Annotated in this window: 25 protein-coding genes; 15 read left to right on the top strand and 10 right to left on the bottom strand. The window is 61.3% G+C overall.

The genetic code is table 11. The features are described 5' to 3' along the window. The 3 genes from sufC to WC026_RS04630 all read right to left on the bottom strand — a co-directional run bounded on the left by sufC (position 1) and on the right by WC026_RS04630 (position 3979). On the bottom strand, positions 1-756 hold the full coding sequence (sufC, locus tag WC026_RS04620; RefSeq protein ID WP_372709630.1) for a Fe-S cluster assembly ATPase SufC: 756 nt from the start codon (positions 754-756) through the stop codon (positions 1-3). Positions 757-880: 124 nt separating this feature from the next. Further along, positions 881-2350 carry a Fe-S cluster assembly protein SufB gene (sufB, locus tag WC026_RS04625; protein ID WP_372709631.1) on the bottom strand — a complete coding sequence of 490 codons (1470 nt, stop codon included), beginning with the start codon at positions 2348-2350 and terminating at the stop codon, positions 881-883. 57 nt (positions 2351-2407) lie between these two features. Next, the gene (locus WC026_RS04630) at positions 2408-3979 is read right to left on the bottom strand and encodes an aminotransferase class V-fold PLP-dependent enzyme (protein ID WP_372709632.1); all 1572 of its coding nucleotides are present in this window, start codon (positions 3977-3979) and stop codon (positions 2408-2410) included. Positions 3980-4245: 266 nt separating this feature from the next. Here WC026_RS04630 and WC026_RS04635 point away from each other — a divergent pair, with 266 nt between their 5' ends. Then, complete coding sequence (locus WC026_RS04635; protein ID WP_372709633.1) at positions 4246-5034, top strand: alpha/beta hydrolase; 789 nt, start codon at positions 4246-4248, stop codon at positions 5032-5034. A 27-nt stretch (positions 5035-5061) separates the two neighbouring features. On the opposite strand, the gene WC026_RS04640 is transcribed toward WC026_RS04635, so the two are convergent. Next, positions 5062-6186 (bottom strand): anhydro-N-acetylmuramic acid kinase, encoded by a 1125-nt coding sequence (locus tag WC026_RS04640; RefSeq protein ID WP_372709634.1) that lies wholly within the window; start codon positions 6184-6186, stop codon positions 5062-5064. 75 nt (positions 6187-6261) lie between these two features. Between WC026_RS04640 and tyrS the strand changes: the two genes are divergently transcribed. Then, positions 6262-7518 carry a tyrosine--tRNA ligase gene (gene tyrS, locus WC026_RS04645; protein ID WP_372709635.1) on the top strand — a complete coding sequence of 419 codons (1257 nt, stop codon included), beginning with the start codon at positions 6262-6264 and terminating at the stop codon, positions 7516-7518. Between the two features lie 25 nt (positions 7519-7543). Here tyrS and WC026_RS04650 read toward each other — a convergent pair whose 3' ends face one another. Continuing rightward, positions 7544-11362: an AsmA-like C-terminal region-containing protein gene (locus WC026_RS04650; protein ID WP_372709636.1), complete on the bottom strand. Its 3819-nt coding sequence runs from the start codon at positions 11360-11362 to the stop codon at positions 7544-7546. A gap of 166 nt (positions 11363-11528) precedes the next feature. Here WC026_RS04650 and WC026_RS04655 point away from each other — a divergent pair, with 166 nt between their 5' ends. Beyond that, positions 11529-11996 carry a peroxiredoxin gene (locus tag WC026_RS04655; RefSeq protein WP_372709637.1) on the top strand — a complete coding sequence of 156 codons (468 nt, stop codon included), beginning with the start codon at positions 11529-11531 and terminating at the stop codon, positions 11994-11996. Between the two features lie 257 nt (positions 11997-12253). Continuing rightward, positions 12254-12721: a polymer-forming cytoskeletal protein gene (locus tag WC026_RS04660; protein ID WP_372709638.1), complete on the top strand. Its 468-nt coding sequence runs from the start codon at positions 12254-12256 to the stop codon at positions 12719-12721. Between the two features lie 74 nt (positions 12722-12795). Here WC026_RS04660 and WC026_RS04665 read toward each other — a convergent pair whose 3' ends face one another. From WC026_RS04665 to WC026_RS04675, 3 genes are all read right to left on the bottom strand, one after another. Then, positions 12796-13332 carry a GNAT family N-acetyltransferase gene (locus tag WC026_RS04665; protein ID WP_372709639.1) on the bottom strand — a complete coding sequence of 179 codons (537 nt, stop codon included), beginning with the start codon at positions 13330-13332 and terminating at the stop codon, positions 12796-12798. A gap of 49 nt (positions 13333-13381) precedes the next feature. Then, on the bottom strand, positions 13382-13795 hold the full coding sequence (locus tag WC026_RS04670; RefSeq protein ID WP_372709640.1) for an adhesin: 414 nt from the start codon (positions 13793-13795) through the stop codon (positions 13382-13384). Positions 13796-13926: 131 nt separating this feature from the next. After that, on the bottom strand, positions 13927-14607 hold the full coding sequence (locus tag WC026_RS04675; protein ID WP_372709641.1) for a MarC family protein: 681 nt from the start codon (positions 14605-14607) through the stop codon (positions 13927-13929). A 123-nt stretch (positions 14608-14730) separates the two neighbouring features. Between WC026_RS04675 and WC026_RS04680 the strand changes: the two genes are divergently transcribed. The 5 genes from WC026_RS04680 (at position 14731) to folE (ending at position 17437) form a co-directional block, all read left to right on the top strand. Beyond that, positions 14731-15018: an usg protein gene (locus WC026_RS04680; RefSeq protein ID WP_372709642.1), complete on the top strand. Its 288-nt coding sequence runs from the start codon at positions 14731-14733 to the stop codon at positions 15016-15018. A 132-nt stretch (positions 15019-15150) separates the two neighbouring features. Beyond that, positions 15151-15837 carry an RNA polymerase sigma factor gene (locus tag WC026_RS04685; protein WP_372709643.1) on the top strand — a complete coding sequence of 229 codons (687 nt, stop codon included), beginning with the start codon at positions 15151-15153 and terminating at the stop codon, positions 15835-15837. An 85-nt stretch (positions 15838-15922) separates the two neighbouring features. Further along, positions 15923-16447 carry a DUF4142 domain-containing protein gene (locus WC026_RS04690; protein ID WP_372709644.1) on the top strand — a complete coding sequence of 175 codons (525 nt, stop codon included), beginning with the start codon at positions 15923-15925 and terminating at the stop codon, positions 16445-16447. A 12-nt stretch (positions 16448-16459) separates the two neighbouring features. Further along, positions 16460-16789, top strand: coding sequence for a cupredoxin family copper-binding protein (locus WC026_RS04695; RefSeq protein WP_372709645.1), 330 nt, complete (start codon positions 16460-16462; stop codon positions 16787-16789). Positions 16790-16828: 39 nt separating this feature from the next. Beyond that, positions 16829-17437, top strand: coding sequence for a GTP cyclohydrolase I FolE (folE, locus tag WC026_RS04700; RefSeq protein ID WP_372709725.1), 609 nt, complete (start codon positions 16829-16831; stop codon positions 17435-17437). Between the two features lie 6 nt (positions 17438-17443). Here the strand turns inward: folE and WC026_RS04705 are convergent, their stop codons facing one another. Further along, on the bottom strand, positions 17444-18457 hold the full coding sequence (locus tag WC026_RS04705; RefSeq protein ID WP_372709646.1) for a sensor histidine kinase: 1014 nt from the start codon (positions 18455-18457) through the stop codon (positions 17444-17446). 205 nt (positions 18458-18662) lie between these two features. Here WC026_RS04705 and WC026_RS04710 point away from each other — a divergent pair, with 205 nt between their 5' ends. The 3 genes from WC026_RS04710 (at position 18663) to WC026_RS04720 (ending at position 20009) form a co-directional block, all read left to right on the top strand. After that, entirely contained in the window at positions 18663-19169 is a 507-nt protein-coding gene (locus WC026_RS04710) for a hypothetical protein (protein ID WP_372709647.1), read from the top strand. 281 nt (positions 19170-19450) lie between these two features. Continuing rightward, positions 19451-19660 carry a cold-shock protein gene (locus WC026_RS04715; protein ID WP_372709726.1) on the top strand — a complete coding sequence of 70 codons (210 nt, stop codon included), beginning with the start codon at positions 19451-19453 and terminating at the stop codon, positions 19658-19660. Positions 19661-19784: 124 nt separating this feature from the next. Beyond that, the gene (locus WC026_RS04720; protein ID WP_372709648.1) at positions 19785-20009 is read left to right on the top strand and encodes a hypothetical protein; all 225 of its coding nucleotides are present in this window, start codon (positions 19785-19787) and stop codon (positions 20007-20009) included. Between the two features lie 45 nt (positions 20010-20054). On the opposite strand, the gene WC026_RS04725 is transcribed toward WC026_RS04720, so the two are convergent. Further along, a complete protein-coding gene (locus WC026_RS04725; protein ID WP_372709649.1) occupies positions 20055-20666 on the bottom strand; it encodes a DUF1285 domain-containing protein in 612 nt (203 codons plus the stop codon). A 178-nt stretch (positions 20667-20844) separates the two neighbouring features. Between WC026_RS04725 and WC026_RS04730 the strand changes: the two genes are divergently transcribed. Genes WC026_RS04730 through WC026_RS04740 form a run of 3 tightly spaced genes read left to right on the top strand, consistent with a single transcriptional unit; the run spans position 20845 to position 25796 of the window. After that, positions 20845-21843: an AAA family ATPase gene (locus tag WC026_RS04730; RefSeq protein ID WP_372709650.1), complete on the top strand. Its 999-nt coding sequence runs from the start codon at positions 20845-20847 to the stop codon at positions 21841-21843. Between the two features lie 6 nt (positions 21844-21849). Further along, positions 21850-22821 (top strand): DUF58 domain-containing protein, encoded by a 972-nt coding sequence (locus WC026_RS04735; RefSeq protein WP_372709651.1) that lies wholly within the window; start codon positions 21850-21852, stop codon positions 22819-22821. Further along, positions 22818-25796 carry a DUF4159 domain-containing protein gene (locus tag WC026_RS04740; protein ID WP_372709652.1) on the top strand — a complete coding sequence of 993 codons (2979 nt, stop codon included), beginning with the start codon at positions 22818-22820 and terminating at the stop codon, positions 25794-25796. Before WC026_RS04735 ends, WC026_RS04740 begins: the two co-directional genes overlap by 4 nt. Positions 25797-25798 lie beyond the last annotated feature (2 nt).

Genomic DNA, 25798 nt, shown 5'->3' on the forward strand with positions numbered 1-25798 from the left:
TCACGCCGCCTTGCCGGTGAAGTCCGCGTATCCCGATTTTTCCAGCTCGAGCGCGAGTTCCTTGCCGCCTGTTTTCTGAATGCGGCCGTCGGCCAGCACGTGAACCTTGTCGGGAACGATGTAGTTCAACAGCCGCTGATAGTGCGTGATGACGAGGAATGCGCGATCCTTGTCACGAAGCGCATTGACGCCTTCGGCGACGATGCGCAGGGCGTCGATATCGAGACCTGAATCGGTTTCATCGAGCACGCAGAGCGTCGGCTCGAGGAGCGCCATCTGGAGAATCTCGGAACGCTTTTTCTCGCCGCCCGAGAAGCCGACGTTGACGGGACGCTTCAGCATGTTGATGTCGATGTTGAGCTTCTCGCCCTTCTCTTTGGCGATCTTCATGAAGGCGGGAGTCGTCAGCTCGGGTTCTCCGCGCTTCTTTCTCACCGCGTTCATCGCCGTGCGAAGGAACGTCAAACCGGCAACGCCGGGAATTTCCATCGGATACTGGAACGCCAGGAAGACGCCTTTGGCGGCGCGCTCATCGGGCGCCATTTCAAGAATGGATTCGCCGTTCCAGAGAATGTCGCCGTCGGTCACTTCATAGCCGGCGCGGCCTGCGAGCACATAAGCGAGCGTCGATTTTCCGGAGCCGTTCGGGCCCATGATGGCGTGGACTTCGCCTTTCGGAACGGTGAGCGAAAGTCCTTTCAGGATCACGCGATCCTCGTCCTCGAGCTTTACGTGCAGGTTTTTAATTTCAAGCATCTGTTCGACCTTTACACTTTCAACTTCGCGATAGCGCAATTCGTCTGCGCTTCATTCCTATTCACGTCTGGCGTGGATGGCCGCCTGCGCGGCCATGACGGTAGAAGGGAGCAAAAAACACCCATTATCCCACGCTTCCTTCGAGCGATATGCCGATCAGCTTTTGTGTCTCGGCCATGAATTCCATCGGCAAATGCTGCAGCACGTCGCGGACGAACCCGTTGACGACGAGCGCGATCGCTTCTTCCTGCGAAAGTCCGCGCTGCTGGCAATAGAACAGCATGTCGTCGGAAATCCTCGACGTCGTCGCTTCGTGCTCGAAATGCGCGCTCGAGTTCTTGGCTTCGATGTAGGGCACGGTGTGTGCGCCGCATTTGTCGCCGATCAGAAGCGAGTCGCAGTTCGTGAAGTTACGGACGCCGGTTGCCTTGCGGTGCGCCGAGACGAGGCCGCGATAGGTGTTCTGCGAATAGCCCGCCGCGATGCCCTTCGAGATGATGCGGCTCGACGAGTTCTTGCCGAGGTGGATCATCTTGGTGCCGCTGTCGATCTGCTGATAGCCGTTCGAAACGGCGATCGAGTAGAACTCGCCACGAGAATGGTCGCCGCGCAGAATGCAGCTCGGATACTTCCAGGTGATCGCGGAGCCGGTCTCGACCTGCGTCCAGGAAATCTTCGAATGGTGGCCGCGGCAGTCGCCGCGCTTGGTCACGAAGTTATAAATGCCGCCCTTGCCTTGGGAGTCGCCCGGATACCAATTCTGCACGGTCGAATATTTGATCTCAGCATCATCGAGCGCGACGAGTTCGACGACCGCCGCGTGCAGCTGATTTTCATCGCGCGTCGGCGCCGTGCAGCCTTCGAGATAGGACACGTAAGCGCCCTTGTCGGCGATGATCAGCGTGCGCTCGAACTGGCCGGTCTGCTTTTCGTTAATGCGGAAGTATGTCGAAAGCTCCATCGGGCAGCGCACGCCCTCCGGCACATAGACGAACGAGCCGTCCGAGAAGACCGCCGAGTTCAGCGCCGCATAGAAATTATCCGACTGCGGCACGACGGAGCCCAGATACTTTTTCACAAGCTCGGGATGCTCGCGCACCGCTTCCGAAATCGGGCAGAAAATCACGCCCGCTTTCGCCAGTTCTTCCTTGAAGGTCGTCACGATCGAGACGCTGTCGAACACGGCGTCGACGGCGACGCGCGATGACGAAACGCCCGCGAGGATTTCCTGCTCCTTCAGTGGAATTCCGAGCTTTTTGTAAGTTTCGAGCAACTCCGGATCGACTTCGTCGAGGCTCTTCGGACCCTCGGTCGATTTCGGCGCGGAATAATAATAGAGGTCCTGAAAATCGATCTTGGGATAATGGACCCTGGCCCAGGTCGGCTCGGTCATCGCCTTCCAGCGCTGGAACGCCTCAAGACGCCAGTTCAGGAGCCACTCGGGCTCGCCCTTCTTGGCCGAGATGTAGCGCACGGTCGATTCATCGAGACCCTTCGGAGCCTTGATGCTCTCGATCTTGGTTTCGAAACCGTACTTGTACTGGTCGACGTCGATCTTCTTGACTTGATCAATCGTCTCCTGAACAGCAGCCATTTCCTCGTCTCTCTTTCAACAATGCCGCAAAGGCGGCCCTTCAGTTCAGTTTTGTCTTCAAGCGGCGATCGCCTGCGAACCGGCAATCGCTCGCCAGGCCGCGATAAACGCCGCGATGTCGTCTTTCGTCGTTTCAATCCCAAGGCTGATCCGTATCGTTCCGGATGCGATCTCGGGACCAAGTCCCATCGCTTCGAGCACATGGCTGGCGCCAACTTTGCCCGACGAACAGGCCGAGCCCGCGCTGACCGCGATACCGGCCAGATCGAGGCGGATCACCAATGTCTCCGCCAGCTTGCCCGGCAGCGCGACCGCGATGGTGTTGCCAATTCGTGGCGCGGTTTCGCTGATGATCTCGGCGCGCGGGCTGATGGCGCGGATGTGCGCTTCGAGATCGTCGCGCAAGCCTTTAACCGCCGACATGCCGGGAAGTTCAGCGTAGGCGGCCTCGGCCGCGGCGCCAAAGCCCGCTATGGCCGCGACATTCTCCGTCCCAGCGCGGCGGCGCCGTTCCTGGCCGCCGCCACGCAGCAGCGGCACGAGATCAAAATGATCGCGAATGATGAGTGCGCCGATCCCTTTCGGGCCGCCGAGCTTATGCGCCGAGATCGCCATCGTATCGAGGCACAGCGCCGCAAAATCAACGGGCACGCGGCCCGCCGCCTGAACCGCATCCGAGTGCACGACGATGCCATGCGCTCGCGCGAATTCGGCGACCTCGGCGACCGGCTGGATAACGCCGGTTTCATTGTTCGCCATTTGCAGAGCGATCACTGCCGGGCGAGCTACGCCATGCTTCAAAATCAATTCGGCGATTTGCTCGACGCGCACCACACCATCGCGGCCGGTCGAAAGCTCGATGACGTTGCATTTTGCAGCGTGCGCCGGAGCAAGAACGGAATCATGCTCGATGCCGCTCGTCAGGATCGTTTCCCACGGCTGCGCCATGACCCAGGCATTCGCCTCTGATGCGCCGCTCGTGAAGACAACTTCAGACGGTTTCGCGCCGACCAGACGCGCGACGCTTTCGCGTGCCGATTCGACGATGCTTCGCGCGCGGCGTCCCTCCATGTGGACCGAGGACGGATTTCCGACCACGTCGAGCGCCACGATCATGGCGGCCTTGGCCTCGGGCCGCAGCGGCGTGGTCGCGTTGTAATCGAGATAAGCGCGCTTCTTGGGTGCCGGCGAATCCGAAACAGCCGCGGCGGCCCGCACGGCAAATTCTCCACCGGGCAATACGTCCGCAAGACTTACCGACTCAAGGAACTCCGACGTGGCCTTACTCAGTGCGCTCCATAAGACGTGCGTCAGGCACGGTGTCGCAACCGAGCAGCGCGGGTCGTTATCGGTGCATCGGGTGAAGTGCGTGACTTCCTCGACGGCAGCCATCACGGCGGCAATGGAAATCTCGGCAGACTTCTTCGCGAGCCGGTAGCCGCCTGAGCGACCACGGGCGCTCTCGACGAGGCCGGAGCGGCGGAGCGGAACGAAAAGCTGTTCAAGATAGGACAGCGGCAAATGCTGGCGATCCGCGACCGACGAAAGCGGAACAGCAGTTTGATCGGCGTGCGCGGCGAGATCCGCCATCGCCATGACCGCGTACCGGCCTTTGGTCGTCAGTTCCACATTCGTCTCCGGACTAGAGCCGCCTCAAGTGGCGGCGAAATCCTTGCCTTGCGCCCGATACCCCTGACTGTGCTAAGACAGCCGCCTTGACTTGCGGCGTGAACCTTAACAAAGCTAGGAAATGTTTCGAACCGTTCTAAACTTATGGAAATCCTGAGTGCGGAAGTCAAGGTTCAAGAAACAGAGCCACGAGGATTTGAACGCGACCTCGTGTCCGAGCGCCCAGCCGGCCTAACCCCGATCACCACAAACCGAGAAGTTTTCTGATGCCCGAACTGATTATCAATGGTCCCGGCGGTCGCCTGGAGGCCCGTTATCATCATGAAGCCAACAGCGACAGCCCGATCGCGCTCATCCTTCATCCGCATCCGCAGCTCGGCGGGACGATGAATAACCAGGTTGTCTATTCATTATATCATACGTTCGCGGCGCGCGGCTTCTCGGTGCTGCGCTTCAATTTCCGTGGTGTCGGACGGAGCCAGGGCGTCTGGGACAGCGGCCCCGGCGAGCTTGCGGATGCGGCATCCGCGCTCGACTGGCTGCAGCTCGTCAAGCCCGACGCCAAGACCTGCTGGATCGCCGGCGTCTCGTTCGGCACATGGATCGCGATGCAGCTTCTCATGCGCCGCCCTGAAGTCGACGGCTTCATCTGCGTCGCGCCGCTCGCGAACCTCTATGATTTCAACTTTCTCGCGCCGTGCCCGTCGTCCGGCCTGCTGGTCAATGGCGAACTCGACAGGGTCGTTCCGACGTCGTCGGTTGCGGAAATGTCGGTGAAGACGAAGGTCCAGCGCGGCATCAAGATCGCGCACGAGATCATCCCCGGCGCCAACCATTTCTTCGAGAACAAGATCGAAGAACTGGGCGACGTCGTCGGCAAATATCTCGACGAACGCATGATCCAGTTCGAGCAGGATCGCGAACGCAACAAAGAGCGTGAACGCGAGCGGGAGCGCGAACGTCAGCGGCAGCGTGAGCTCGAGCGGATGGAAGCGCAGAGCGTGCCTGCACCCAGCCCGAGCGGCGGCGGTGACGACGACAGCGACGACGAATAATCGCCGCTTTTCAAACGCGATCGCGGATCAAATCAGCTTGCGTGCCGGCGATGGATCGGCGCGCAGGCCGCCCGTCATCGGCGCGGGCGCGCCCGTTGTTCCCGGAAACGTAATCGGCAGGCCTTTGACCGAGCGCACAGCGAGATAAGCCCAGGCTTCCGCCTCCAGACTATCACCGTCGATGCCAACAGCCTCGGCCGGGACGACGGCGTGCTCGACGCGCTCAGCCAGCAATCGCATGATCGTGCGGTTTCGCCTGCCGCCGCCCGCGACGATCCAAAGCTCCGGCTCTTCCGGCATATGTTCCCGCGATCTGGCGATGCTCTGCGCCGTGAACACGGCAAGCGTCGCTGCGCCACAGTCCGTCGAAAGATTTTCGATCGCGTGGGCTGCGAAGCTATTGCGGTCGAGGGATTTGGGCGGCGGCTTGGCGAAATAAGCGTGCCCGAGAAGATCACGAACGATGTCTTCGTCGGCGTGTCCGCGTGCTGCCGCAGCGCCATCCTCATCGCGGGGAAGTTTCGCCCGCCGCATCATCCAGTCGTCGAGCAACGCATTTCCGGGGCCGGTATCGAATGCAATCAGCGCGCCGTCGCGGCCGATCCACGTGACGTTCGCGACGCCGCCGATATTGACGATCGCCAGCGGCCGCTGCGGAAGCTTCGCTGTCAAAGCGCGATGATAGGCCGGGACGAGCGGCGCTCCCTGGCCGCCAGCCGCGACATCGGCCGCGCGCAAATCGTAAATCACCGGGCAGCGGGTGGCGTTCGCCAGAAGCTCGCCCAGACCGAGCTGAACCGTCAGACCGTTTTCGGGCCGGTGCAGGACCGTCTGGCCGTGAAAGCCGATCAGATCGATGGAGGCGGGCTCGATGCCGACCGCGTTAAAGAATTCAGCGACGGCATCCGCATGGCGCGTCGTCAACGCTTGCTCGGCCTCCGTCAGTGCCGCCGGACGCTCGTCGCGCGTGGAAAGATTTGCGGCCGCGGCAATCGCTTTCGCGAGCAGGTCCCGCATCCGGTCGTCGTAGGGAAACGTCCGCGCCGGACCGCGTTTCACGATGGTTTCGCCATCCGTTTCGAGATAGGCGACGTCGATGCCGTCCAGCGACGTTCCGCTCATCAGGCCGATGGCGCGCATCACCTTGCCCATAACCACCTTCCCGTGCATGTTGCCGCCGCCCTGTCCCTGAGACGGACGCTACCGAAACGAAAGCTCTGAATTGCAATGCCGACACTGAAGTCCGAATTCCTGCAGATTATGACCGAGCGCGGTTTCGTCCACCAGTGCTCAGACCTCGATGGCCTCGACAAACTCGCATCCGAGGGGCGCGCAATCGCCTATGCGGGCTACGACTGCACGGCGCCATCGCTGCACGTCGGACATTTGATCTCGATCATGATGCTGTCGTGGCTGCAAAGAACGGGCGGCAAGCCGATCGCGCTGATGGGCGGCGGCACGACACGCGTTGGCGATCCGTCGGGCAAGGACGAAACGCGCCAGATCCGCACGATCGCGGAGATCGACGCCAACAAGGACAGCATCAAGCGCGTGTTCTCGAACTTCCTGGCGTTCGGCACCGGCAAATCCGACGCGCTGATGGTCGACAACGCCGAATGGCTGGCGCCGCTCAACTATATCGAATTCCTGCGCGACGTGGGGCGGCATTTCTCGGTCAACCGCATGCTGACGATGGACAGCGCGAAGCTGCGTCTCGACCGTGAGCAGGAGCTGTCATTCATCGAATTCAACTACATGCTGCTGCAGTCCTACGATTTCGTCGAACTCAACCGCCGCTATGGCTGCAACCTGCAGATGGGCGGCTCGGATCAGTGGGGCAACATCGTCACCGGCATCGATCTCGGCCGCCGGATGGGGGTCAAGGAGCAACTCTTCGGGCTGACGTGCCCGCTGCTGACGACGTCGTCGGGCGCCAAGATGGGCAAGACCGCATCCGGCGCGGTGTGGCTCAACGAGGCGCAGCTTTCGCCCTACGACTACTGGCAGTTCTGGCGCAACACGGAAGACGCCGACGTTGCCCGCTTCCTAAAACTTTTCACGATGCTGCCGCTCGACGAGATCGCGAAACTTTCGAGCCTCGGCGGAGCGGAGATCAACGAGGCGAAGAAGACGCTGGCGACAGAGGCGACTGCGCTGGTGCATGGCCGCGAGAAGGCGGAAGCGGCGGCCGAGACGGCGCGCAAGACGTTCGAACAAGGAGCGCTTGCGACCGACCTGCCGACGATCGAGATTTCTTCAGCAGAATTAGAAACCGGACTTGGCGTGCTGACCGCATTCGTCAAGGCCGGGCTCGTCGCGTCGAACAGCGAGGCGCGGCGGCAAATTCAAGGCGGCGGGCTGAAGGTCAACGATGAGGCCGTGACGTCGGACAAGGCCGTTCTCAAGGCGACGGATGCGGTTTCAAACGGCGTGATCAAGCTCTCGCTCGGCAAGAAGAAGCACGTTCTCGTGCGACCCGTCTGACCCAAACGCGAATTCGGGCGGAGACCTACTGCGAGGGCTGGGTGGTCGACGACCAGCCATCGATGCCGCCCGCCTGGGCTTCGACCGGCTTTTTCGGTTTCGATTTTATTTTGGTGTTGGCGCTGGCTTTTTTTGGTTTCTGGCCGGCCGCGGGCTCATCGGGCTTCGTCTGGCGCACGCGCGCGGCCGTTGCTGCCTGGGGTGCGCGATCGTCACCGCGGATCTGCACCTTCGGATCGGACGCCGTCATCTGGAACACCTCGCGGAAGATGCCCGGCGCGACGAGCGATAACGGGTTGACGATCACCTGAGGATTAGCCGTCGGCCCCTGGACCGCGAACGTGATGCCGAAAATGCCTTCGCCTTGCGTGCCCGAGATAATCTGGCCGAGCAGCGGAATGCCGCCAAGAGCCCCGTTCAGACCCTGCAATGGAATGTACGTGCCGCCGAAATTGACGTGCTTTGTTTTGAAATCGACCTTGCCGCGCAGGTTGGCGCCAAGCAGCGGGCCTTTCAGATAGGCCTCCTCGAGCACGAACTGTCCGTAGCCGACGGAGAACGGCGCGCGCATCCGGTCGAACTCGAAAACCTCGCGCGTGACGTTGCGGCGTCCATCGATGGCAGGCCTCCCCTGGTCGGCGCTGCTGACAACCTCGCTGACGATCGGATCGCCCAGAATCTTGAAATCCTCGACCCAAAGAATTCCGGTTTTCTCCGCCGGTCCCGAACCGTCGAGATTGACCTCAAGGCGCAAACGCCCACCCTGCATGTTGGGATAGAAATTGACGAGCTTCATCACCTGCCCGGCATCGGGAGAATCGACGAGCAAGCGACGCGGGCCGGAACTTTTGTCGACTGTAGCCGCGAGCGGCGCTCCGCCGTCGAGCGTGCCTTTGACGTCCAGCGCCGTCAGATTGCCGCCGCGCGTCTCGATCTGCATTTTCACGTTGCGCAGAGAGACGTCGTAGCCGCCGATGACATTGTCGATCTGGGCGTTGACGCGTGCGCCCTTGGCGGCGCCCGGGGGGTTGCCTTTACGCTCAGGCCCGTTGCCGACGTTAAACAGCGCACGGAAAAAGTTACGGCCGTCGAAGTTCTTGCCTGATGCATCGACAGACCACATGTCGTCCTTGCCGCGCGATCCCTTGATGTCGAGACGCGACACGACGTTGAGCATCAGGTTCGGAAATTCGAATTGCTTGATCTTGTTGTCCGACCCGACGACGATTTTGCCTTCGGCTGCGATGTCGTCGCTGGTGATCTTGAAGCGCTGCAACTCCGTGTCATGGTTCGGGTTGCTGACGATATCGGCATCGACCGCGGCGCTGCGTCCGGCTGCTTTGTGCCACTGCAGATGATCGAGCGTCATGTCGGCGTTGGTCAGGTCGGCATGAAGCTTGACGGCGAGCGGGCCGTTCGCGGCCGGTTCCAACGAGACTTCGATCGGGACGACACCTTGCACGATATCGTTGATGTCGAGGCCGAGTTGCGTGCGATCGGCATCGTCGAGCTTGGCCATGATCTTGATGGGCGGTTGCTGCCCGGCGGTTGGACCGAGCAGCCGCTGGCCCGTGATCTTCGCCGGAACGCCGTTGACGAGCAGGTCGCCTTTCGCATCGAGGGTGGTGTCGCTGAGATCGAGATTGAGCGTGAAACCCTGGACATCGAACCGGCCCGCAACTTTGCCGAAACGGCCATCCGTGATCCTCGCCTTGCCGCTGACGGAAATGTCGTCGCCCGAGACATTGGGAATGAACGGCACCTTGATGTCGAAATGCGCGTCGACCTTGCCTTCGCCTGCCTTCGGAAGCCGCGGAGCGTCACGCAGGTTGCGGATCGGCAGCGATTGGACCGTCTCAATGAATGGCGCGAGATCGCCGGACGCCGTCAGACCGATCGCGCCGTTCGGCCTCGCCGCCATGACGTTGTCGGTGCGGACGCTGACATCCTTGATCGCGAGCCGCTGGCCGTCCGCAAGCGTCGTTTCGGCGGCAGGCATTGCGATATCGAGAGCGTTGTCCGCGAGCCTGACCGACACCTCCGGCACTTTGACTTCGGGCATGCCCGGCAGTGGACGGAACACGAGGTTCTTCGCATCGAAATTTGCCGTCACGCGCTCGAGATCGGTGGACACGGTGACGGTTCCGGCATCGACGCCGCCGACGTTGCCGTTGGTGAAACGCAGCGTTCCGCCCTGAAAGTCGACGGCGGAAAGATTTTTGCCGACCCATTCGCGGGTGCCGGTCGCGAGCGCCCGGGGCCACAAGGCCTTGAGCGTTTGCAGCGGCATCGGCGACACCGAGAATTCGGCCGCCATGCTTTGCCCGTCGGGGCCTGCCTGCGTCGTCGCCTTGACGGTCGCAACGCCGCCGCCGCCCGCGAGGCGAAACTCGTCGATGTCGACCTGGCCGCGGCGCGGAATGATGGAGCCCTGAGCCGTCCAGCTGTCGATCGTCACCGGCGGGACGTTGAATTCCGGGGATTCGAACACGCCCTTCTTGCCATCGAGCGCAAAGCGCCATTGCGGCGCCTCGTTCGCCTTCGCGACGTCCATCATCGCACCGGAGAACATGATCGTTCCGTCAGCCCATTTGACCGGGCTCGGCTTCAGATCCCAGCGCCGTTTCTTGCCGTCGTAGTCGAGCTTGAAGACCCCGGCCGTCACGTCCATGGGCTGCACGAGATATGGCAGCCGTGCGCGGCCCTTTCCGAATTCGAGCGCAAGGTCGCCGTTCTCGATATCGCCCGAGCGCGTCAGCACGACGGTTGCATCAGCCGCGACGGGGAATTCGAACATTCCAAGGAGGGCAAGCGGCGGAGCGGCAGCGGCCAGTGTCGACGGTACGAGATCACGAATGGTCGCCTTGACCTGCAGCTTATCGGTCGCCTCCCTTTCGTCCGTCAGGAACGAGACGGCCCAGGGACCCTGTTTCGACGCGACGAGTGCGCGGCCGGAAATGAGACTGCGCTTTTTCCGATGGTTGAAATCGACGCTGGCTTCGTCGATGCGCCATGAGCTGCGCTGGCCTTCGTAATCGACGACGACGGTCGCGTTCGAGAGGCCGAATTCGGTCAGATACGAGGTCGCGTCGAGCCGCTGGCGGGCGCGATAAGAGGAGTCGCTCAGCATCTTCGCGAGATTGAGCTGGTGGCCGGTGCGGACCGTCCGTACAGCGACGGTGGTGTTCGGCGCCATCGGACTCTCTTGTGAAGTCGCCGTTGCAGCCGCATTCTCGCTCGATGCGCGCGCGGGCACCGGACGCGGGACGGCGCGTTCAAAAACGAAGCCAGACTCCTCGGAATAAGCGAGCGCAATGATGGGATCGATCAATTCGATGCGCCGCGGAACGACCCGCCCCTGCATCAGAGCCGCGAGCGAGATGTTGACGGCAGCAAGAGGGGACGAAAGGACGACATCGCCGCCCTTTTCAAGAACACTCACATCCCGCAGGCGAAATTCCAGCTCGCCAGATGCGCCCAGGCGCAACTCCGCGCCGTCGATCTTGACCGAGCTTGCCGCCAATTCCGCGTTGATGCCGCGTTCGATGGGGGCGACGACGAAATCGAAGCCGATCGGACCATGCCGCAGCCGGACATAAAGAACGCCGACGCCGATTGCAGTCAGCAGAAGCAACGGCATCACGACGTAGAACATCAGCCGGCAGCCGCGGAAAAACCGCCGCAGGCCGCGCGTCACCACGGCCTCGTCGGATTCAATCTCATCAGAAGATATCGCGACGCCGCGCTCCGGCAAGGTCGTCGCACCGGGCCGGTTCACGTGATGCGCAGTATTATTGGCGCCGCGTCCCTCGACAGGACGCCCGCCAGTTACGGATTTCGCCAACGCCGCTCCTCAAACCCCCGCGGACGGCAACAACAACGACCGACTGATCCGTGCCTTCCGGCGAACGGGCAGAACTCGTTGCCGGATAAGCTACAAAGTGCTGGTTTCTGTTCTTACGCGATGGCACGTACAGATGTAAAAGCGACAAAAGAAAGGCACTTTCAAGATGCTCCAAGACGGTGAAATCGCACCCGACTTTTCTCTGCATGACGACGCCGGTTCCGTCGTGCGCCTATCGAAGCTCAAGGGCCGTCCGGTGGTGGTCTATTTCTATCCAAAGGACGACACGTCGGGGTGCACGCAGGAAGCCAAGGATTTCTCATGCCTTGCGGACGACTTCACCAAAGCGGGCGCCGAGGTGATCGGTATTTCTCCCGACAGCGCGGCGAGCCACAAAAAATTCAAAACCAAACACGACCTGCCGCTGCGGCTGCTGGCGGATGAAAATAAGGATGCCGCCAATGCCTATGGCGTCTGGGTGGAAAAAAGCATGTATGGCCGCAAGTATATGGGCGTGGAGCGCTCGACATTTTTGATCGATTCCAAGGGCAAGCTCGCCGGAAGCTGGCGCAAGGTGAAAGTTCCCGGCCATGCCGAGGACGTCCTGGCTGCGGTCAAGGCGTTAGTCAAATGACTAAAAATTCCGCAGGCGCGCGTGTTCGTTGATCTTCTGCCACAGTGTGCGGCCAGTATTGTAGCGGCCGCTTATAATCCTGGGGATTGTCGGTGCATTAGTTGTGACTCCCGGCTGAACCGGGACGGTGAAGGTGCTAACCGAATCACATGCGCTCGGGTGACGGGTGCTCTTGTTGCTTAAGTTGTGTGAGGGGAAGATTTCCGATGTTGCCGAACTTTCGCCGCTCAGAGACCGACTCGCCGAAGCTGCAAACCGTGGCAGCCACGTCCGAGTTGCCCCCTGCCCCGTCATTCCAGCCGCGCCCGTTTCTGACGGTGCCGCAGGCCGAGCCCGCTAAATCCGTTTCCGTTATCGGCCGCGACCTGACGATTGCCGGTAATCTGATTTGCAAAGGCGAAGTGCAGGTCGACGGGATCGTCGAAGGTGATATCGAAGGCAGCCACGTCGTCGTCGGCGAAGGCGCGACAGTGACCGGCAGCATCTCCGCGGAGGAAGTCGTCGTTCGCGGACACGTCGTCGGCTCCGTCCACAGCAAGCGCGTCATGCTGCAGACAACGAGCGAAGTCGAAGGCGACATCTACCATCAATCGCTATCGATCGAACAAGGCGCAATGTTCGAGGGCAAGTCGCGGCGGACCAATGAAGACCCGCGAACGCTTATGAAAAAGTCAGAACCGATCGGGTTTGCTTTGCCGCCCCGGCTTCCGGAACTCACCAACTGAGCGCGTAAATTCTCTTCCCTAGGCGTCGTGCAACTCTCCGGCCGTCTCATGTAAACGTCGACGGCCGGATGTTTTCAGGTCAATGCTCGCGCCAGAAAAACGAGTGCGTCGGCTGGTCCGGCACGCGCGATTTCCTGAAAATCGTTGCGATTATAAAAGCGGACATTGGCGGACGCTGCGCTCGTGATCACGTGAACACCGGCCGCGCCTGCACGTTGCGCATCGGCGACAAACGTATCGATCAAGCGGCCGCCAACTCCAGAACTGCGATAGGCGCGCGCAACATTGACGTGCAGATGAGCCGGATATCGTTTCGTCACCTCGCGAAATGCGGCGATGGTGTTCTCCGTGGACGGGCGCGACGCCGGGTCTTCGATCGTGCCGACGAGATAGCCCACCACGTCACCCGCAATCGACATTGCCAGATACGCGAACTGCGGATCGTCACGAAGATAGCGCCCCAGCCAGCGCTCGCGGAAGGCTGATCGCGCTGCGTCGCTTTCGAAAGATTTCGTGTTGCTCGCTTCGAAAAAGATCGCGTCGATCTCTTCATCGAGGCGGGGTGTGCGTTCGACATCGAGATAGCGGCAGATGGAAATATCTGAGGACATGGGTCCGCATACCATGTCGCAACCGTCTTCGCGACGCTGTCGGTCGACGCTACTCGGTGGCGTAACCGGCCATCGCAAGCTGTCGGCGAAACGCGGGCGGTAAGTCGGATGGGATCGCGGCCTCCGCCGGGATAGGCGTATGTGTGATTTCAGCCGCCGGCTTATGGTCGATTGCCGCCGGATTCGGGCCACCGTAGTTGCGGCTATAGGGTTCTGACGGATCGTCGGGCAACTGGCGGATATTTGCGGACGGCGGCACCTGCGACGGCAAGCCGTCCTCTTCCATTTCGGTGGCCGCCGATGCCTGGCGGACATATGCGACGTTGGCCGGAGCACCCGCGTTGTACGCGTTATTATCCGTGGCGCATCCGGCCTCGAGTAAAGCTGCTGCTGCAACGAGCAGCGGCACGATCGCCGCACGAGCGACTTTGGCCGGCGACCGGCTCGCAGCAAACGCACACATATTCACGCTTTCAACGCTACAAAAACGCAACTCAAACCGAATTCGTTGTCCCGGATTGAAACATCGATGCGTTAAAGAGGCGCTAACGAGCGTTCAGAATCGCCTGCCGCGATCATCTCGTGTGCCGATACTCAAGAAAATCCGTGGGGTGGGATCAGCCCCGAATCTTTGATGCCGTTGAACAGCGCCTGCACGGCGAGCGCTGCGAGCAGAATTCCGAAAACGCGAATGAGCACGCGCTGAGCGGTAATCCCCATCACGCGATTGAGTTCTTGCGCGAGAAGCAACAGAGCGAGGGTCACAATCATAACGCACGCAAGGGATGCCGTGACGACCGCCAAGCCGAATGGCTCATCGCTTGCGTTTGCGGCCAGCAGAATTCCGGCGCTCATCGCACCCGGTCCCGCGAGCAACGGCGTCGCAAGCGGAAATACGGCGACATCCTCGCGCGTCTGCGCTTCGGCGCCTTCGGGCGGCGTCAATTTGATCGCACCGCCTGGTCGCGCGAAGATCATGTCGAGCGCGATCATCAGCAGGATCACACCGCCCGCGGTCTGCAACGCGGCAATCGAGACGCCGAGTTGCGCGAGGATCGGGCCGCCGAGCAACGTAAAGAATCCAAGGATAGCTGACGCGATCAGCGTCGCGCGCACGGCGATCGCCTGACGCTCCTGACGTGCCATCTTCGGCGTCAGCGTTGCGAACAACACCGCAGCCTCGACCGGGCCGATCGTGGCAAAGAACGTCGTCAAACTCTTCAGCGCCGTTTCGAGCATCTTGCGAACATCCAAAAGCTGCAATGCGCCGAGCACTCATCCGTGCACTTTGCTAGTAGTCCCGCGCTTTGTCATTCGTCTGGACAACGCGCGAATCTCAACTGATCATCGTTATTCCGGGGAGGGCGCCAATCACTCTTATTGAAAGGGAGATTGCCAGTGACCAACAAGGACGTTTCTTATGTCGGCGGGCTCAAAGCTCAACTTGCCGGCTTCAGCCTGACGACTGCCGAAATTCTATATCGTCTTCCGGATCATCCGTCGCTGCTGCAAAGCTACATCTGGCAGGAGTACGACCTCGCTCCGCGCTTCCCGAAGCTCAAATCGTTTCTCGATTTCTGGACGGCGACGCTCGATGGTAAACTTTTCCGGGTTACCGTCGCGCATTCGGAGCTGATCCGCCCCGCCGAACTGAGGCTTGTCGAGGCCGAATTCAAAGTTCATTGAGATTAGCGATTTCGGAGGCCTCGGCGCTCCAAGCCGCTAAAATATGGGCTTGCGTGCCGCGGCCGGTCTTGCGGGAACCTTTTTTCCGGGCGTGCATCCAATAGGATCGGTGCTTCGGGAAGGACTACGGCCATGGCTCAATCGATGGTGAGCAGCGCGGCAAGATCGGCGGAAGCCGATCTCATCCGGCGCGCGTCTGCAAAAGATGAAGCGGCGATCCGCGCGATCATCCAGGAACACAATCGGCGTCTTTATCGTGTCGCGCGCAGTATCGTCCGCGACGACAGCGAGGCCGAAGACGTGTTGCAGGAGGCGTACTTCCGCGCCTTCTCGGCGATTTCCGATTTTCGCGGAGAGTCGAGCCTGACCACATGGCTGACGCGCATCGTGCTCAACGAAGCCCTGCAGCGGGCGCGGCGGCGGGTCGATCAGCCCGCTTCGCAGTTCGAGCTTCCGCCGGAAAGGATCGCCGAGATCATTCCCTTCCCTCTTTCTGGACAGACGATCGTGGACCCTGAGCGAGCCACCTCACAACATGAGATCTGCCGCCTTCTGGAACAGGCGATCGATAAGCTGCCGGACGAATTCCGAACCGTTCTCATTGCACGCGCCATCGAAGGCTTGAGCATAGACGAGACGGCGGAGCTTTACGGCATCAAGCCGGAGACCGTGAAAACGCGCCTGCATCGAGCGCGCAATCTTCTCAAGTCTTCGCTCGAGGACCACATCGGTTCTTTTTTCAGCGACGTTTTTCCGTTTGACGGCAAACGATGCGAGCGATTGACGAATGCCGTTGTGTCGCGCCTCAGCCAACGCTGATTTTGGGGAACGTTTCGCGCGCGCTGCCATCCAATCCTTCGTGAGACTGAGAGCCTGCATGGCTCGCAACACGGAGGCAATTTCAATGCGTCACTTCCCAACGAGTTTCGCTGCAGTGGTCGCGCTCGCAGCGCTAGCGTCACCGACGTTCGCAGCCGACCAACCGTCCGATCCGCAGATCGCGCACATCGCCTATACGGCGGGTGACATCGACGTGAAAGCCGGTCAGCTGGCTCTTGAAAAATCACAGAACAAAGCCGTTCGCGCATTCGCGAGCGACATGGTTCGCGACCACAAGGCGGTCAACGAAAAGGCGCTGGCTTTGGTCAAAAAGCTCAACGTCACGCCGGAAGACAACGGCACGAGCAAAGCTCTCTCCGAGCAAGCCGCGCAGAAGCACGATGAACTGAGCAAGCTGTCGGGCGCAGCGTTCGACAAGGCTTACGTCGCGAACGAAGTCGCGTTTCATAAGACCGTCGATGGCGCGCTCGAGACGACGCTGATCCCCTCCTCGTCGAACGGCGAATTGAAGGGCCTGCTGCAAACCGGCCTGAAAATCTTCCAGGGTCACCTGGCACACGCCGAGCATCTTGCGAGCACACTCAAGTAACGGATGGGGCCGATGCGAACCGCATTTCGTTGCGCCGCCATGCTCCTGGCGCTGCAGATCATGAGCGCTCGCGTCGGGCTCGCGGGCGAGGTCGTAAAAATAAAAATAACCGACCTCGCCTTCTCGCCTGCCGAGATCACCATCAAAGAAGGCGATACGATCGAGTGGGTAAATGAGGACTTCATCGATCATACCGCAACCGCCAACGACGGCTCTTGGGACGTCGCCATCGCCGAAAGCCAATCGGCACGGCTGCAATTCGATCACGCGGGAACAAGCAAATACTTCTGCCGCTTCCATCCCGATATGACCGGGACGGTTCATGTCGTGGCCGGCAAGTAAGGCTGTTCATCAATCACAGGAGACGATCTCGTGGATGCATTGGTCACACCACTGAACAAGTGCTTGCGGGTTGAGGCCAACGACGACGCACTCGAACGCTCCGACGTCGAAGCGGCATTCCGCACCATTATTCGATGGGCGGGAGACGATCCGGACCGGCCCGGCCTCGCCGAAACGCCGTCGCGCATGTCGCGAGCGTTCGAAGAATTTTTCTCAGGCTACCGGCAAGACCCGGCGGAAATTCTTCAGAAGACCTTCGAAGAAATCGAAGGCTACGACGAGATGGTCATGCTTCGCGGCATCCGCTTCGAAAGTCATTGCGAGCACCATCTCGCTCCGATCGTCGGACGCGCCTGGATCGCTTACGTTCCGCGCGGGCGCGTCGTCGGAATCAGCAAGCTCGCCCGTGTCGTCGACGCTTATGCGAAACGACTGCAGATCCAGGAAAAAATGACGGCGCAGATCGCCAATGCCATCGAGAGCGCGCTGCAGCCGAAAGGTGTCGGCGTCATCATCAAGGCAACGCATCATTGCATGACGACGCGCGGCGTGCACAAGCCGGATACCGATCTCGTCACCAGCCGCATGCTCGGGTGTTTTCGCGACAATCCGATCAAGCGCCAGGAGCTTCTCTCGCTCGTCGACTAGCCTTCCTCATTTCGCGGTTTTTACTGGGATCGTCACGACAACCGCGGTGCCGGGCGTGCGCGGCTCGGTCGTGATCTTGCTTTCGAGTTGCGCTGCCAGCATCTGGATCAGTCGGCTCCCTGTCCCGCGTTGAGAGACAGTAGCCGCTGTTCCAACCCCATTGTCGGCGATCGTCAGCGTGTACGTATCGTCGGTGCGCACGAAACGTATGCCGATCGCGCCCGAACGATCATCAGGGAACGCATGCTTAGTTGCGTTCGTCACGGATTCGTTCAGAATCAAGCCGAGGGGGACGGCCTTTTCAATGCTGATCAAATGGCTTTCGGCGTCGCATTGCAGAGCTACGGGACGCGACGCCAACCGCGAGAGCCGCAGATCGTCACACAGTTCGCTAATGTAGGATTTGGTATCGACGACGACACGGTGGTTATGGATCTGAAAACGACGATGGACGCGTGCAATCGCCTGCACACGGTCGGCCGCCGAAACCAATGCGTCGTGCGCGGCGCCGTCCAACGAACGAGCCTGCATATTCAAAAGCGTTATGACGTTGGCAAGGTCGTTGCGCGTTCGATGCGAAAGCTCTTCGAGCAGAACCTCGCGATCTTTGACGGCCGTTTGCGCGCGCTCATGCTCGATAGCGAGATTGACCAAACCTACGTGCAGCGCCTCCACCACGGCGGCGATAATGAATCCAACAATGACGAACAGCGCGAGCGAGATCTGATCATCGCCGCTCGCGACGGCTAGTGAACCGACTGGAGGCAACACGTAATGATCGACGACGGCCGCACTCAATAGGGTAGCGAAAAATCCATTGCCACTATCCAGAAGCGCCCCGGACGCAAAGATAATCGGAATAAAAATCAAATACGGATAGCGCTGCGTATTCGCGTCCGTGTGCATCCATGCCCACATCAAGACAAGGACGGCCGATGCGGTAATCAGATAGCGGATCGCCACCGGCATTTTTCGGGAAGCAAGAGCGAGGGAATGCAGACTACCAATCCAGCCGGTCATGGAGCCTCAACGCCGATTAAGCCCAATCAGTTCACATCCTGCAGATCGCAACGGGTTTCCGTCCGGCAACCTCAGTCCCAGTTCTCAGCGAAGACGAACACGAAGGATCACATTTACGTTAGTTTTCAATATTCTACCTCAAAACACCTTGCTCATCTCAGATGGCCAGCCATCATCGCGCGAACTCAAGACGGAGATCACCGATATGCGCATTTTATCGTGCGGGGCTTCCCTGGTCCTGGCAGCACTCGGCGTCTCGCCGTCGTTTGCTAATCCGCAAGCGTTCGAAGACAACAAATTGCACCTCAAAGCCTGCGACGGCAATCATGTCACCGTCCGCTGGCTCGGTGACGATTTCAAGGTTGCGCTGTTCGGAAAAGCCACGGGCGCGGCGCAGGATTCGTTGAAATTGCTCGGCTGGGACGGCAACTGCCAGAACGTCACGTGGGACAAGGCCGAGGCATCGTTTGCCATCGGCGATGGGAGTGCAGCGAAGCCGTCGTCGTTCCTGAAATACGTGGCCGAAGACGATTCGAAATGGATTGGCGCACGTAATGGCGACGGCTTTTTCGTAACGCGCGTCGGGAAACAAGGCGAAGGCATCTCGAACGCTCGACTCGCGGAAATCGCCGATTGGCTGAAGCGGACGAGCCCGGAATTCACGCCCGGCGCAGCGCTGGCGAAAGAATTGTCCGTCGCGGCGGGGGATTAGGCCGTTTCGGCAGATTTGAGCTTGGTCCCTGATCGTGTGCCGGTTTTTCAGGCACGGGCACGCCTGCGCCTGCCCGAAAAGCAGCTAATTCGGCGATTTCACGCATCTTAGGCTTGCAACCGAAGGTGTTTTTTTCCATAGTAGGGGTGATCGAGCTTCGCTGGAACGACTTTGGCCTCGCTGCGAAGTGCGCGCCTGATACGGACTTCCAAAAAAATCTCGACCGTTTATCCCGGCATTTCGCCGGGGTAGAGCGCATGTTTAGACAAGGATTTTTATTTATGCAGACAGGAACCGTGAAATGGTTCAACAGCCAAAAGGGCTTTGGCTTCATCCAGCCGGATGAGGGCGGCAATGATGTGTTCGTGCACATCAGCGCAGTCGAGCGGGCCGGGCTGAATGGTCTCAACGAAGGTCAGAAAGTGTCCTTCGATATCGTGGCCGATCGCCGTAGCGGTAAGTCTTCGGCCGACAATCTTCGGGCCGTATAAGTCCAGATGTCGGAGCCTCAGCCCCGGTTCGCGAGGATTGGGGCAATGGCTATATCAATGAAACCCGCGCCTGCTCTGCCAGTCGCGGGTTTTGCTTGTTTTCGAGATCGAAGGAGCTGTTGCCATGGCGTCACCCCCTAAGTCCGCACCGAGTGCCGCCGCCGTTAAATTGCGCAGGGCACAAGAAGCGTCCCAGGCCATGAAGGATTACGAAGCCCAGCGGCTCGCTGTTCGGGCCAAGACAGAGCGCCTGCGCGCCGAGCGGCTAGCGCGAGAAGCAGCCGAACCGCCGGCGAAAAAGAAAGAAACGTCGGCCGCAAAACGCGTCAAAGCTGCGAAAACGAAGTAATCTTGCCTGGTTGACGAAGCGCTGCGGCCATCCGTTGCCCGCGCATCAAACGCTTGCGGTGAGCGCCCACCACACGCCGCCGCTCCATAGGCCGATTTCATCACCGTCCGCGTTCTTCGCCACGGCGAGCGAGACCAGTTCCATGTAGACGGCGCGCGTGCAGAGCGCTTCGAGGCGGCCGCGCACGAGCACATAAGGTTTGAGGCCGCCATCGGGCTCGCTCACTGCGAAGCGAAGGGGATGAGTCGCGTCGACGGTCACCACATCGTCGACATTGGTGCGGAAGGTCAGCGCCTGATCGCGGCCTTCACCCGACACCACCATCTCGACAGCAAGGAACGGCGCATCGTCGATGTCGACATCGACCTTCTCGGCCGGCGTCACGAGGTAGGTCTTGCCGTCGGCGTCCTTTCTCAGAATGCTTGCGAAGAGTTTGGCCAGCGCGATGCGTCCAATCGGGCTGCCCTGGTAAAGCCATACGCCATCGCGCCGAATGCTCATGCCGATGCTACCGCAGTACGGCGGGTTCCATTTGTCGACCGGGCGCGCACCTGCCTCGCCGCTTTCCTTCGCGGCGCGCAGCAACGCATCCAATGCGGTGGAGGAAGATGCGGACGTTTCTTTCATGGCGGCAAATTCATGAGATTTATCCGGCATCTGTCGCAAGGCTTCGGGACGGCGAATTGCTATCTTATCCTAACGTAACATTCACTTGACCCTAGGAGGACCCGGCGGGATCGTCTAGGCTCAGGCGCTGCCGGGAACGCCATAGCTCGGCCCTTCGTTTCCCTATGCGAAATCTGCGCGAAACCTGCCCAGCGAGGCCATTCATTCCATGAGCAACGTCGTCGAGACCCACACCGATATCGTGCCACGGCTCGAAGCGGCGGCCGAACGCGTGCAGCGCGCCCACAAGGCCGCCGCCGCAGTCATCTTCGGTCAGGATCAGGTCATCGAGCGGACGTTGATCACGATTTTGTCGGGTGGACACGCGCTGCTGATCGGCGTGCCGGGTCTCGCGAAAACGCTGCTCGTCGAAACGCTCGGCAAAGTGCTCGGGCTTGAAGCCAAGCGCATCCAGTTCACGCCCGATCTCATGCCGTCGGATATCATCGGCTCGGAAGTGCTCGACGATGAGCCGGGCCGCGGGCGTTCGTTCCGCTTCATCAAGGGGCCGATCTTTACGCAGCTGCTGATGGCGGACGAGATCAACCGCGCTTCGCCGAAGACGCAGTCGGCGCTCCTGCAGGCGATGCAGGAACATCACGTCACCGTCGCCGGGCAACGGCACGACACGCCCGCGCCGTTCCATGTGCTCGCGACGCAGAACCCGCTGGAACAGGAAGGCACATATCCGCTGCCCGAAGCGCAGCTCGATCGGTTCCTCCTGCAAATTGACGTCGGATATCCCGATCTCAACGCCGAGCGGCGCATGCTCTACGCAACGACCGGCACCGATACCGCGAAAGTCGAAGCGGTGATCTCGGCGCAGGACCTGATGGCGACGCAGCGGCTCGTCCGCCAGATCCCGGTTCCCGACAAGGTCGTCGAAGCGATCCTGAAGCTCGTGCGCTCGGCGCGCCCGGGAACGGGCGAGAACGCTGAGACCGATCGCTTCGTCGCCTGGGGCCCTGGCCCGCGCGCCAGCCAGGCGTTGATGCTTGCGGTACGCGCCAAGGCATTGATCGACGGACGCCTGGCGCCGTCGGTCGACGACGTCATCCAACTCGCCGAGCCGATCCTGAAGCACCGCATGGCGCTGACGTTTGCGGCGCGCGCCGAGGGCGAAGATCTCAATCACATCATCGCGCGCCTCGCGGCGTCGGTGGAGTAATCGCGAATGGCGGGCGCCCGCGCGCAAGGTTCCGGCATCACCACTGAGAGCCGGCAGGTTCTGGCGCTCGAACGCGAGGCGGTCGATCTCGTCGATCGCATGCCGGAGTTGCTGATGGAGGCGGACCGCATCGCGTCGACCGTTGCGCAGGGTATTCACGGACGGCGACGCGCAGGCCCCGGCGAGACGTTCTGGCAATTCCGGCAATACCAGCCGGGCGAAAACGCGACGCTCGTCGACTGGCGGCGCTCCGCGAGTTCCGATCACTTGTATATCCGCGAGCGCGAATGGGAGGCGGCGCATACGCTGCATCTCTGGCCCGACATTTCTCCGTCGATGAATTTTCAGAGCCACATCGCGCCGGTTTCAAAACGCGACCGCGTGCTGGTGCTGACGCTGGCGGCGGCCGAACTTTTGGTGCGTGGCGGCGAACGCGTCGCGCTTCTGGCGCAGACGTCGCCAACCGCGAGCCGTAATGCCGCGACGCGCATCGCCGAGACGATTGCCGGACACAGCCGTTCCGAAGCGATGAACACCGGCCTGCCGCCAAAGGCTTCGCTCAGCCGGTTTTCGGGGCTCATTCTTTTCAGCGATTTCCTGTCACCGCCGCACGTCATCCGCGAACGGCTCGAAGGTTTCGCAGGCAACGGCGTTGCCGGGCATATGGTGCAAGTGCTCGATCCGGCGGAAGAGACGCTGCCCTATCACGGGCGCACGGAATTCCTGAGCCCGTCCGGCGGCGAACGATGGGTGGCGGATCGCGTCGAAGCACTGCGGCCGAAATATCGTGCGCGTTTCGAAGCGCATCGCGCCGAGCTTACCGAGATGGCGAAGCGGTTCGGCTGGTCGTTCCTGACGCATCACACCGACAGGCCCGCGTCGGAACCGCTGCTGTCGCTGCTGATGCGGCTCCAGGGTTCAACAAGCGGCTATAAGTGGATGGCGGGAAGCTCGGATGCGACGGAGCGTGCGCCATGAGCTTCGGTCCGCTGGCGTTTCTCAATCCCTGGCTGCTGGCGGCGCTCGTGACGCTGCCGATCATCTATTGGCTGTTGCGCGCCGTGCCACCGCGCCCGACGCAAATTCAGTTTCCGCCGACGCGCATTCTCGTCGGGCTCGATAATGACGAGAAGACCGCGGAAAAGACTCCGTGGTGGCTGACGCTCATCCGGCTGATCGCGGCGACGCTCGTCATCCTGGCGCTGGCGGAACCCATTCTCAATCCGTCGCGCGACGCGGCGCTGTCGGGCGAAGGGCCCGTGGTGGTATTCGTCGACAACGGCTGGTCGTCGGCATCGCGTTGGCCGGACCGCATCGCGATGATCGATCGCATCATCGGAGAGGCGGAGAGCAAAGGACGCCCGGTGATCGTTGCGGGAACGGCGGCGGCCACGCGACTGCCGGTTCTCAAAATTCAATCTCCGGCGGAAGCACGAAGCACGGCTGCGGCGCTGGTGCCGGAGCCCTTCGCGCCCGATCGCGGCGCGGCCACCGACGCGCTTCAAAAGGCGCTCGATGAAGCGGGCGTCAAAAATCCGAGCATCGTCTGGCTGCAAGACGGCATCGATCACAAGTCGGATGTCGCTGGGGTCGCCGAGAAACTTGCCGACATGGCGGGCAACGGCACGTTTGCCGTGCTCGACGAGGCGCAGGGTCGCGAAGCGCTCGGACTTGCGGCGCACCTCGGCGAAAAGGGAAAGCTTGAGGCGACCGTTTTATCGCCGGGCGGTCCGGCGCGCGCGGGCAGCGTGTATGCGTATTCCGCGCGCAGCGAGCGGCTCGGCGAGGCGCCGTTCAAACTCGCGGCAGGCGAGCGCTCGACGACCGTCGTGTTCGAGTTGCCGCTCGAATTGCGCAATCAGGTGGCGCGGCTTGAAATCGCGAGCGAGCGCTCGGCGGGAACGGTCAGCCTGATCGATGCGGCGACGCAGTGGCATCGCGTCGGACTTCTGTCAGGCGAAAGCCGCGAGGAGGCGCAGCCGCTGCTGGCGCCGCTCTACTACATCGAGAAGGCGTTGAAGCCTTACGCCGATCTCGCGATCGCAAAGAACGCCAACCTTTCCGATGGGCTCGATGCCGTCTTCAAGCAGAACATCTCGGTGCTGATGCTGGCGGACATCGGCACACTGACGGGCGAAACGGCGAAGAAGGTCGATGACTTCGTGCAGCGCGGCGGCCTTCTGGTACGCTTCGCCGGTCCGCGTCTCGAAAAGGCTGGCGACGATCTGCTGCCCGTCGCGCTCCGAAGCGGCGGCCGCTCGCTTGGCGGGGCGCTCTCATGGTCGACACCGCAACCGCTCGCGGGATTTGACGAGAACAGTCCGTTCGCCGGTCTCGCCATTCCGAAAGATGTGACGATCAACCGGCAGGTGCTGGCCGACCCGGCCGAGCTCACACCCGAGATCGAGATCTGGGCGCGGCTCAAGGACGGGACGCCGCTCGTTACCGCGGCCAAACACGGCAACGGCCGTCTCGTGCTGTTCCACGTCACTGCGAATTCCGACTGGTCGAACCTGCCCATGTCGGGGCTTTTCGTCGACATGCTTCGCCGTCTCTCGACGATGGGTACGATCGGCGCGGCGGCGGCGCACAACAGCGCCGCGACGGATGCGAATACCAATGTGAGCGCGACCGAGACGAACGACATCAACGTGCTCGCGCCGATCAGGACGCTCGATGGGTTCGGGGCGCTTCGCACGCCACCGCCGACGGCGGAACCCGTCAAAGCCTCTGAACTTGAAAAGACCGCGCCGAGCGTCGAGCATCCGCCGGGCTATTACGGACAACCGGCGAGCCCGCGCGCGCTTAACGTGCTGACGCCGAAAAGCACGCTCATTCCGTTTCCTGGTCTTCCAGCCTCGGTCACCCGCCTCTCCTACGACAACGGCGCGAGCACGGCGCTGAAGCCGACGCTGCTCGGCATCGCGCTCGGATTGCTGTTTGCCGACATTCTCGCGGTTCTCGTTTTGCAGGCGGGCGGACTTGGCGGGCTGTTCTCTCGCCGTCCGCGTCCCGGTACTGGCGCGGCTGCCGTGCTTGCTCTGGCGGCGCTCGCGGCTACGGCATTTCCGGAAAACGTCCGAGCACAAGATTTCTCGCCGCAGGATTTCCGGCAACCGGACATTCAACAGCTCGACTCGTTCGCGCCGCGCCCGCCGATGGACAGCACGCAGGTCGTCCGCTCAGGCAACCTTTCGGCGGCCGACAAAGCCGCCATCGAGGCGACGAGCAAAGTCACGATCGGCTACGTCGTCAGCGGCGATCGCACGACGGATGAAACGAGCCGCGCGGGCCTCGAAGGACTGGGACGCGTGCTGCAAACGCGGACAGCCGTCGAGCCGGGCGAACCGAAGCCCGTCGATATCAAGAAGGACGAGATTGCTTTCTATCCAGTTCTGTATTGGCCGGTGCTTGAAACTGCGGAAGCCCTTCCCGACGCGGTGATCGCCAAGATCGACGCCTACATGAAGGAAGGCGGCCTCATCATTTTCGACACGCGCGACTATGGCCAGGGCGGCAGCAGCACGTTGCCGCTCGCGGGCAAAAGCGGATCTGCGTTGCAGCGGCTGCTGAGCAAGCTCGACGTGCCGCCGCTCGAACCGGTTCCGGAAAATCATGTCGTCACGAAGTCGTTCTATCTGCTGCGGTCGTTCCCCGGCCGCTGGGACGGCGGGCAGCTCTGGGTCGAGGCGATCCCGAACAACGACAACGACACGCACAAGGCGCGCGTTTCCGACGGCGTCACATCGATCATGATCACGTCGAACGATCTGGCGGCGGCCTGGGCGCTCGACGAGCGCGGCCGGCCGATTTACCCGACGGTTCCGGGCGGCGAGATGCAGCGGGAAATGGCGTTTCGCGGCGGCATCAACATTGTCATGCACGCGCTGACAGGCAACTACAAAGCCGACCAGGTGCACGTGCCGGCGCTGCTCGAACGCTTGGGGCAATAGAG

This window comes from Hyphomicrobium sp. (assembly GCF_041674905.1).
Lineage (GTDB): Bacteria > Pseudomonadota > Alphaproteobacteria > Rhizobiales > Hyphomicrobiaceae > Hyphomicrobium_B.

Coding starts and splice junctions, on each gene's coding strand:
- WC026_RS04685 (WP_372709643.1), top strand. CDS start 15,151: ATGGCTCAATCGATGGTGAGCAGCGCGGCAAGATCGGCGGAAGCCGAT.
- sufC (WP_372709630.1), bottom strand. CDS start 756: ATGCTTGAAATTAAAAACCTGCACGTAAAGCTCGAGGACGAGGATCGC.
- tyrS (WP_372709635.1), top strand. CDS start 6,262: ATGCCGACACTGAAGTCCGAATTCCTGCAGATTATGACCGAGCGCGGT.
- WC026_RS04720 (WP_372709648.1), top strand. CDS start 19,785: ATGGCGTCACCCCCTAAGTCCGCACCGAGTGCCGCCGCCGTTAAATTG.
- WC026_RS04740 (WP_372709652.1), top strand. CDS start 22,818: ATGAGCTTCGGTCCGCTGGCGTTTCTCAATCCCTGGCTGCTGGCGGCG.
- WC026_RS04665 (WP_372709639.1), bottom strand. CDS start 13,332: ATGTCCTCAGATATTTCCATCTGCCGCTATCTCGATGTCGAACGCACA.
- WC026_RS04730 (WP_372709650.1), top strand. CDS start 20,845: ATGAGCAACGTCGTCGAGACCCACACCGATATCGTGCCACGGCTCGAA.
- WC026_RS04655 (WP_372709637.1), top strand. CDS start 11,529: ATGCTCCAAGACGGTGAAATCGCACCCGACTTTTCTCTGCATGACGAC.
- WC026_RS04715 (WP_372709726.1), top strand. CDS start 19,451: ATGCAGACAGGAACCGTGAAATGGTTCAACAGCCAAAAGGGCTTTGGC.
- WC026_RS04640 (WP_372709634.1), bottom strand. CDS start 6,186: ATGGGCAAGGTGATGCGCGCCATCGGCCTGATGAGCGGAACGTCGCTG.
- WC026_RS04635 (WP_372709633.1), top strand. CDS start 4,246: ATGCCCGAACTGATTATCAATGGTCCCGGCGGTCGCCTGGAGGCCCGT.
- WC026_RS04670 (WP_372709640.1), bottom strand. CDS start 13,795: ATGTGTGCGTTTGCTGCGAGCCGGTCGCCGGCCAAAGTCGCTCGTGCG.
- sufB (WP_372709631.1), bottom strand. CDS start 2,350: ATGGCTGCTGTTCAGGAGACGATTGATCAAGTCAAGAAGATCGACGTC.
- WC026_RS04725 (WP_372709649.1), bottom strand. CDS start 20,666: ATGCCGGATAAATCTCATGAATTTGCCGCCATGAAAGAAACGTCCGCA.
- WC026_RS04690 (WP_372709644.1), top strand. CDS start 15,923: ATGCGTCACTTCCCAACGAGTTTCGCTGCAGTGGTCGCGCTCGCAGCG.
- WC026_RS04735 (WP_372709651.1), top strand. CDS start 21,850: ATGGCGGGCGCCCGCGCGCAAGGTTCCGGCATCACCACTGAGAGCCGG.
- WC026_RS04710 (WP_372709647.1), top strand. CDS start 18,663: ATGCGCATTTTATCGTGCGGGGCTTCCCTGGTCCTGGCAGCACTCGGC.
- WC026_RS04705 (WP_372709646.1), bottom strand. CDS start 18,457: ATGACCGGCTGGATTGGTAGTCTGCATTCCCTCGCTCTTGCTTCCCGA.
- WC026_RS04695 (WP_372709645.1), top strand. CDS start 16,460: ATGCGAACCGCATTTCGTTGCGCCGCCATGCTCCTGGCGCTGCAGATC.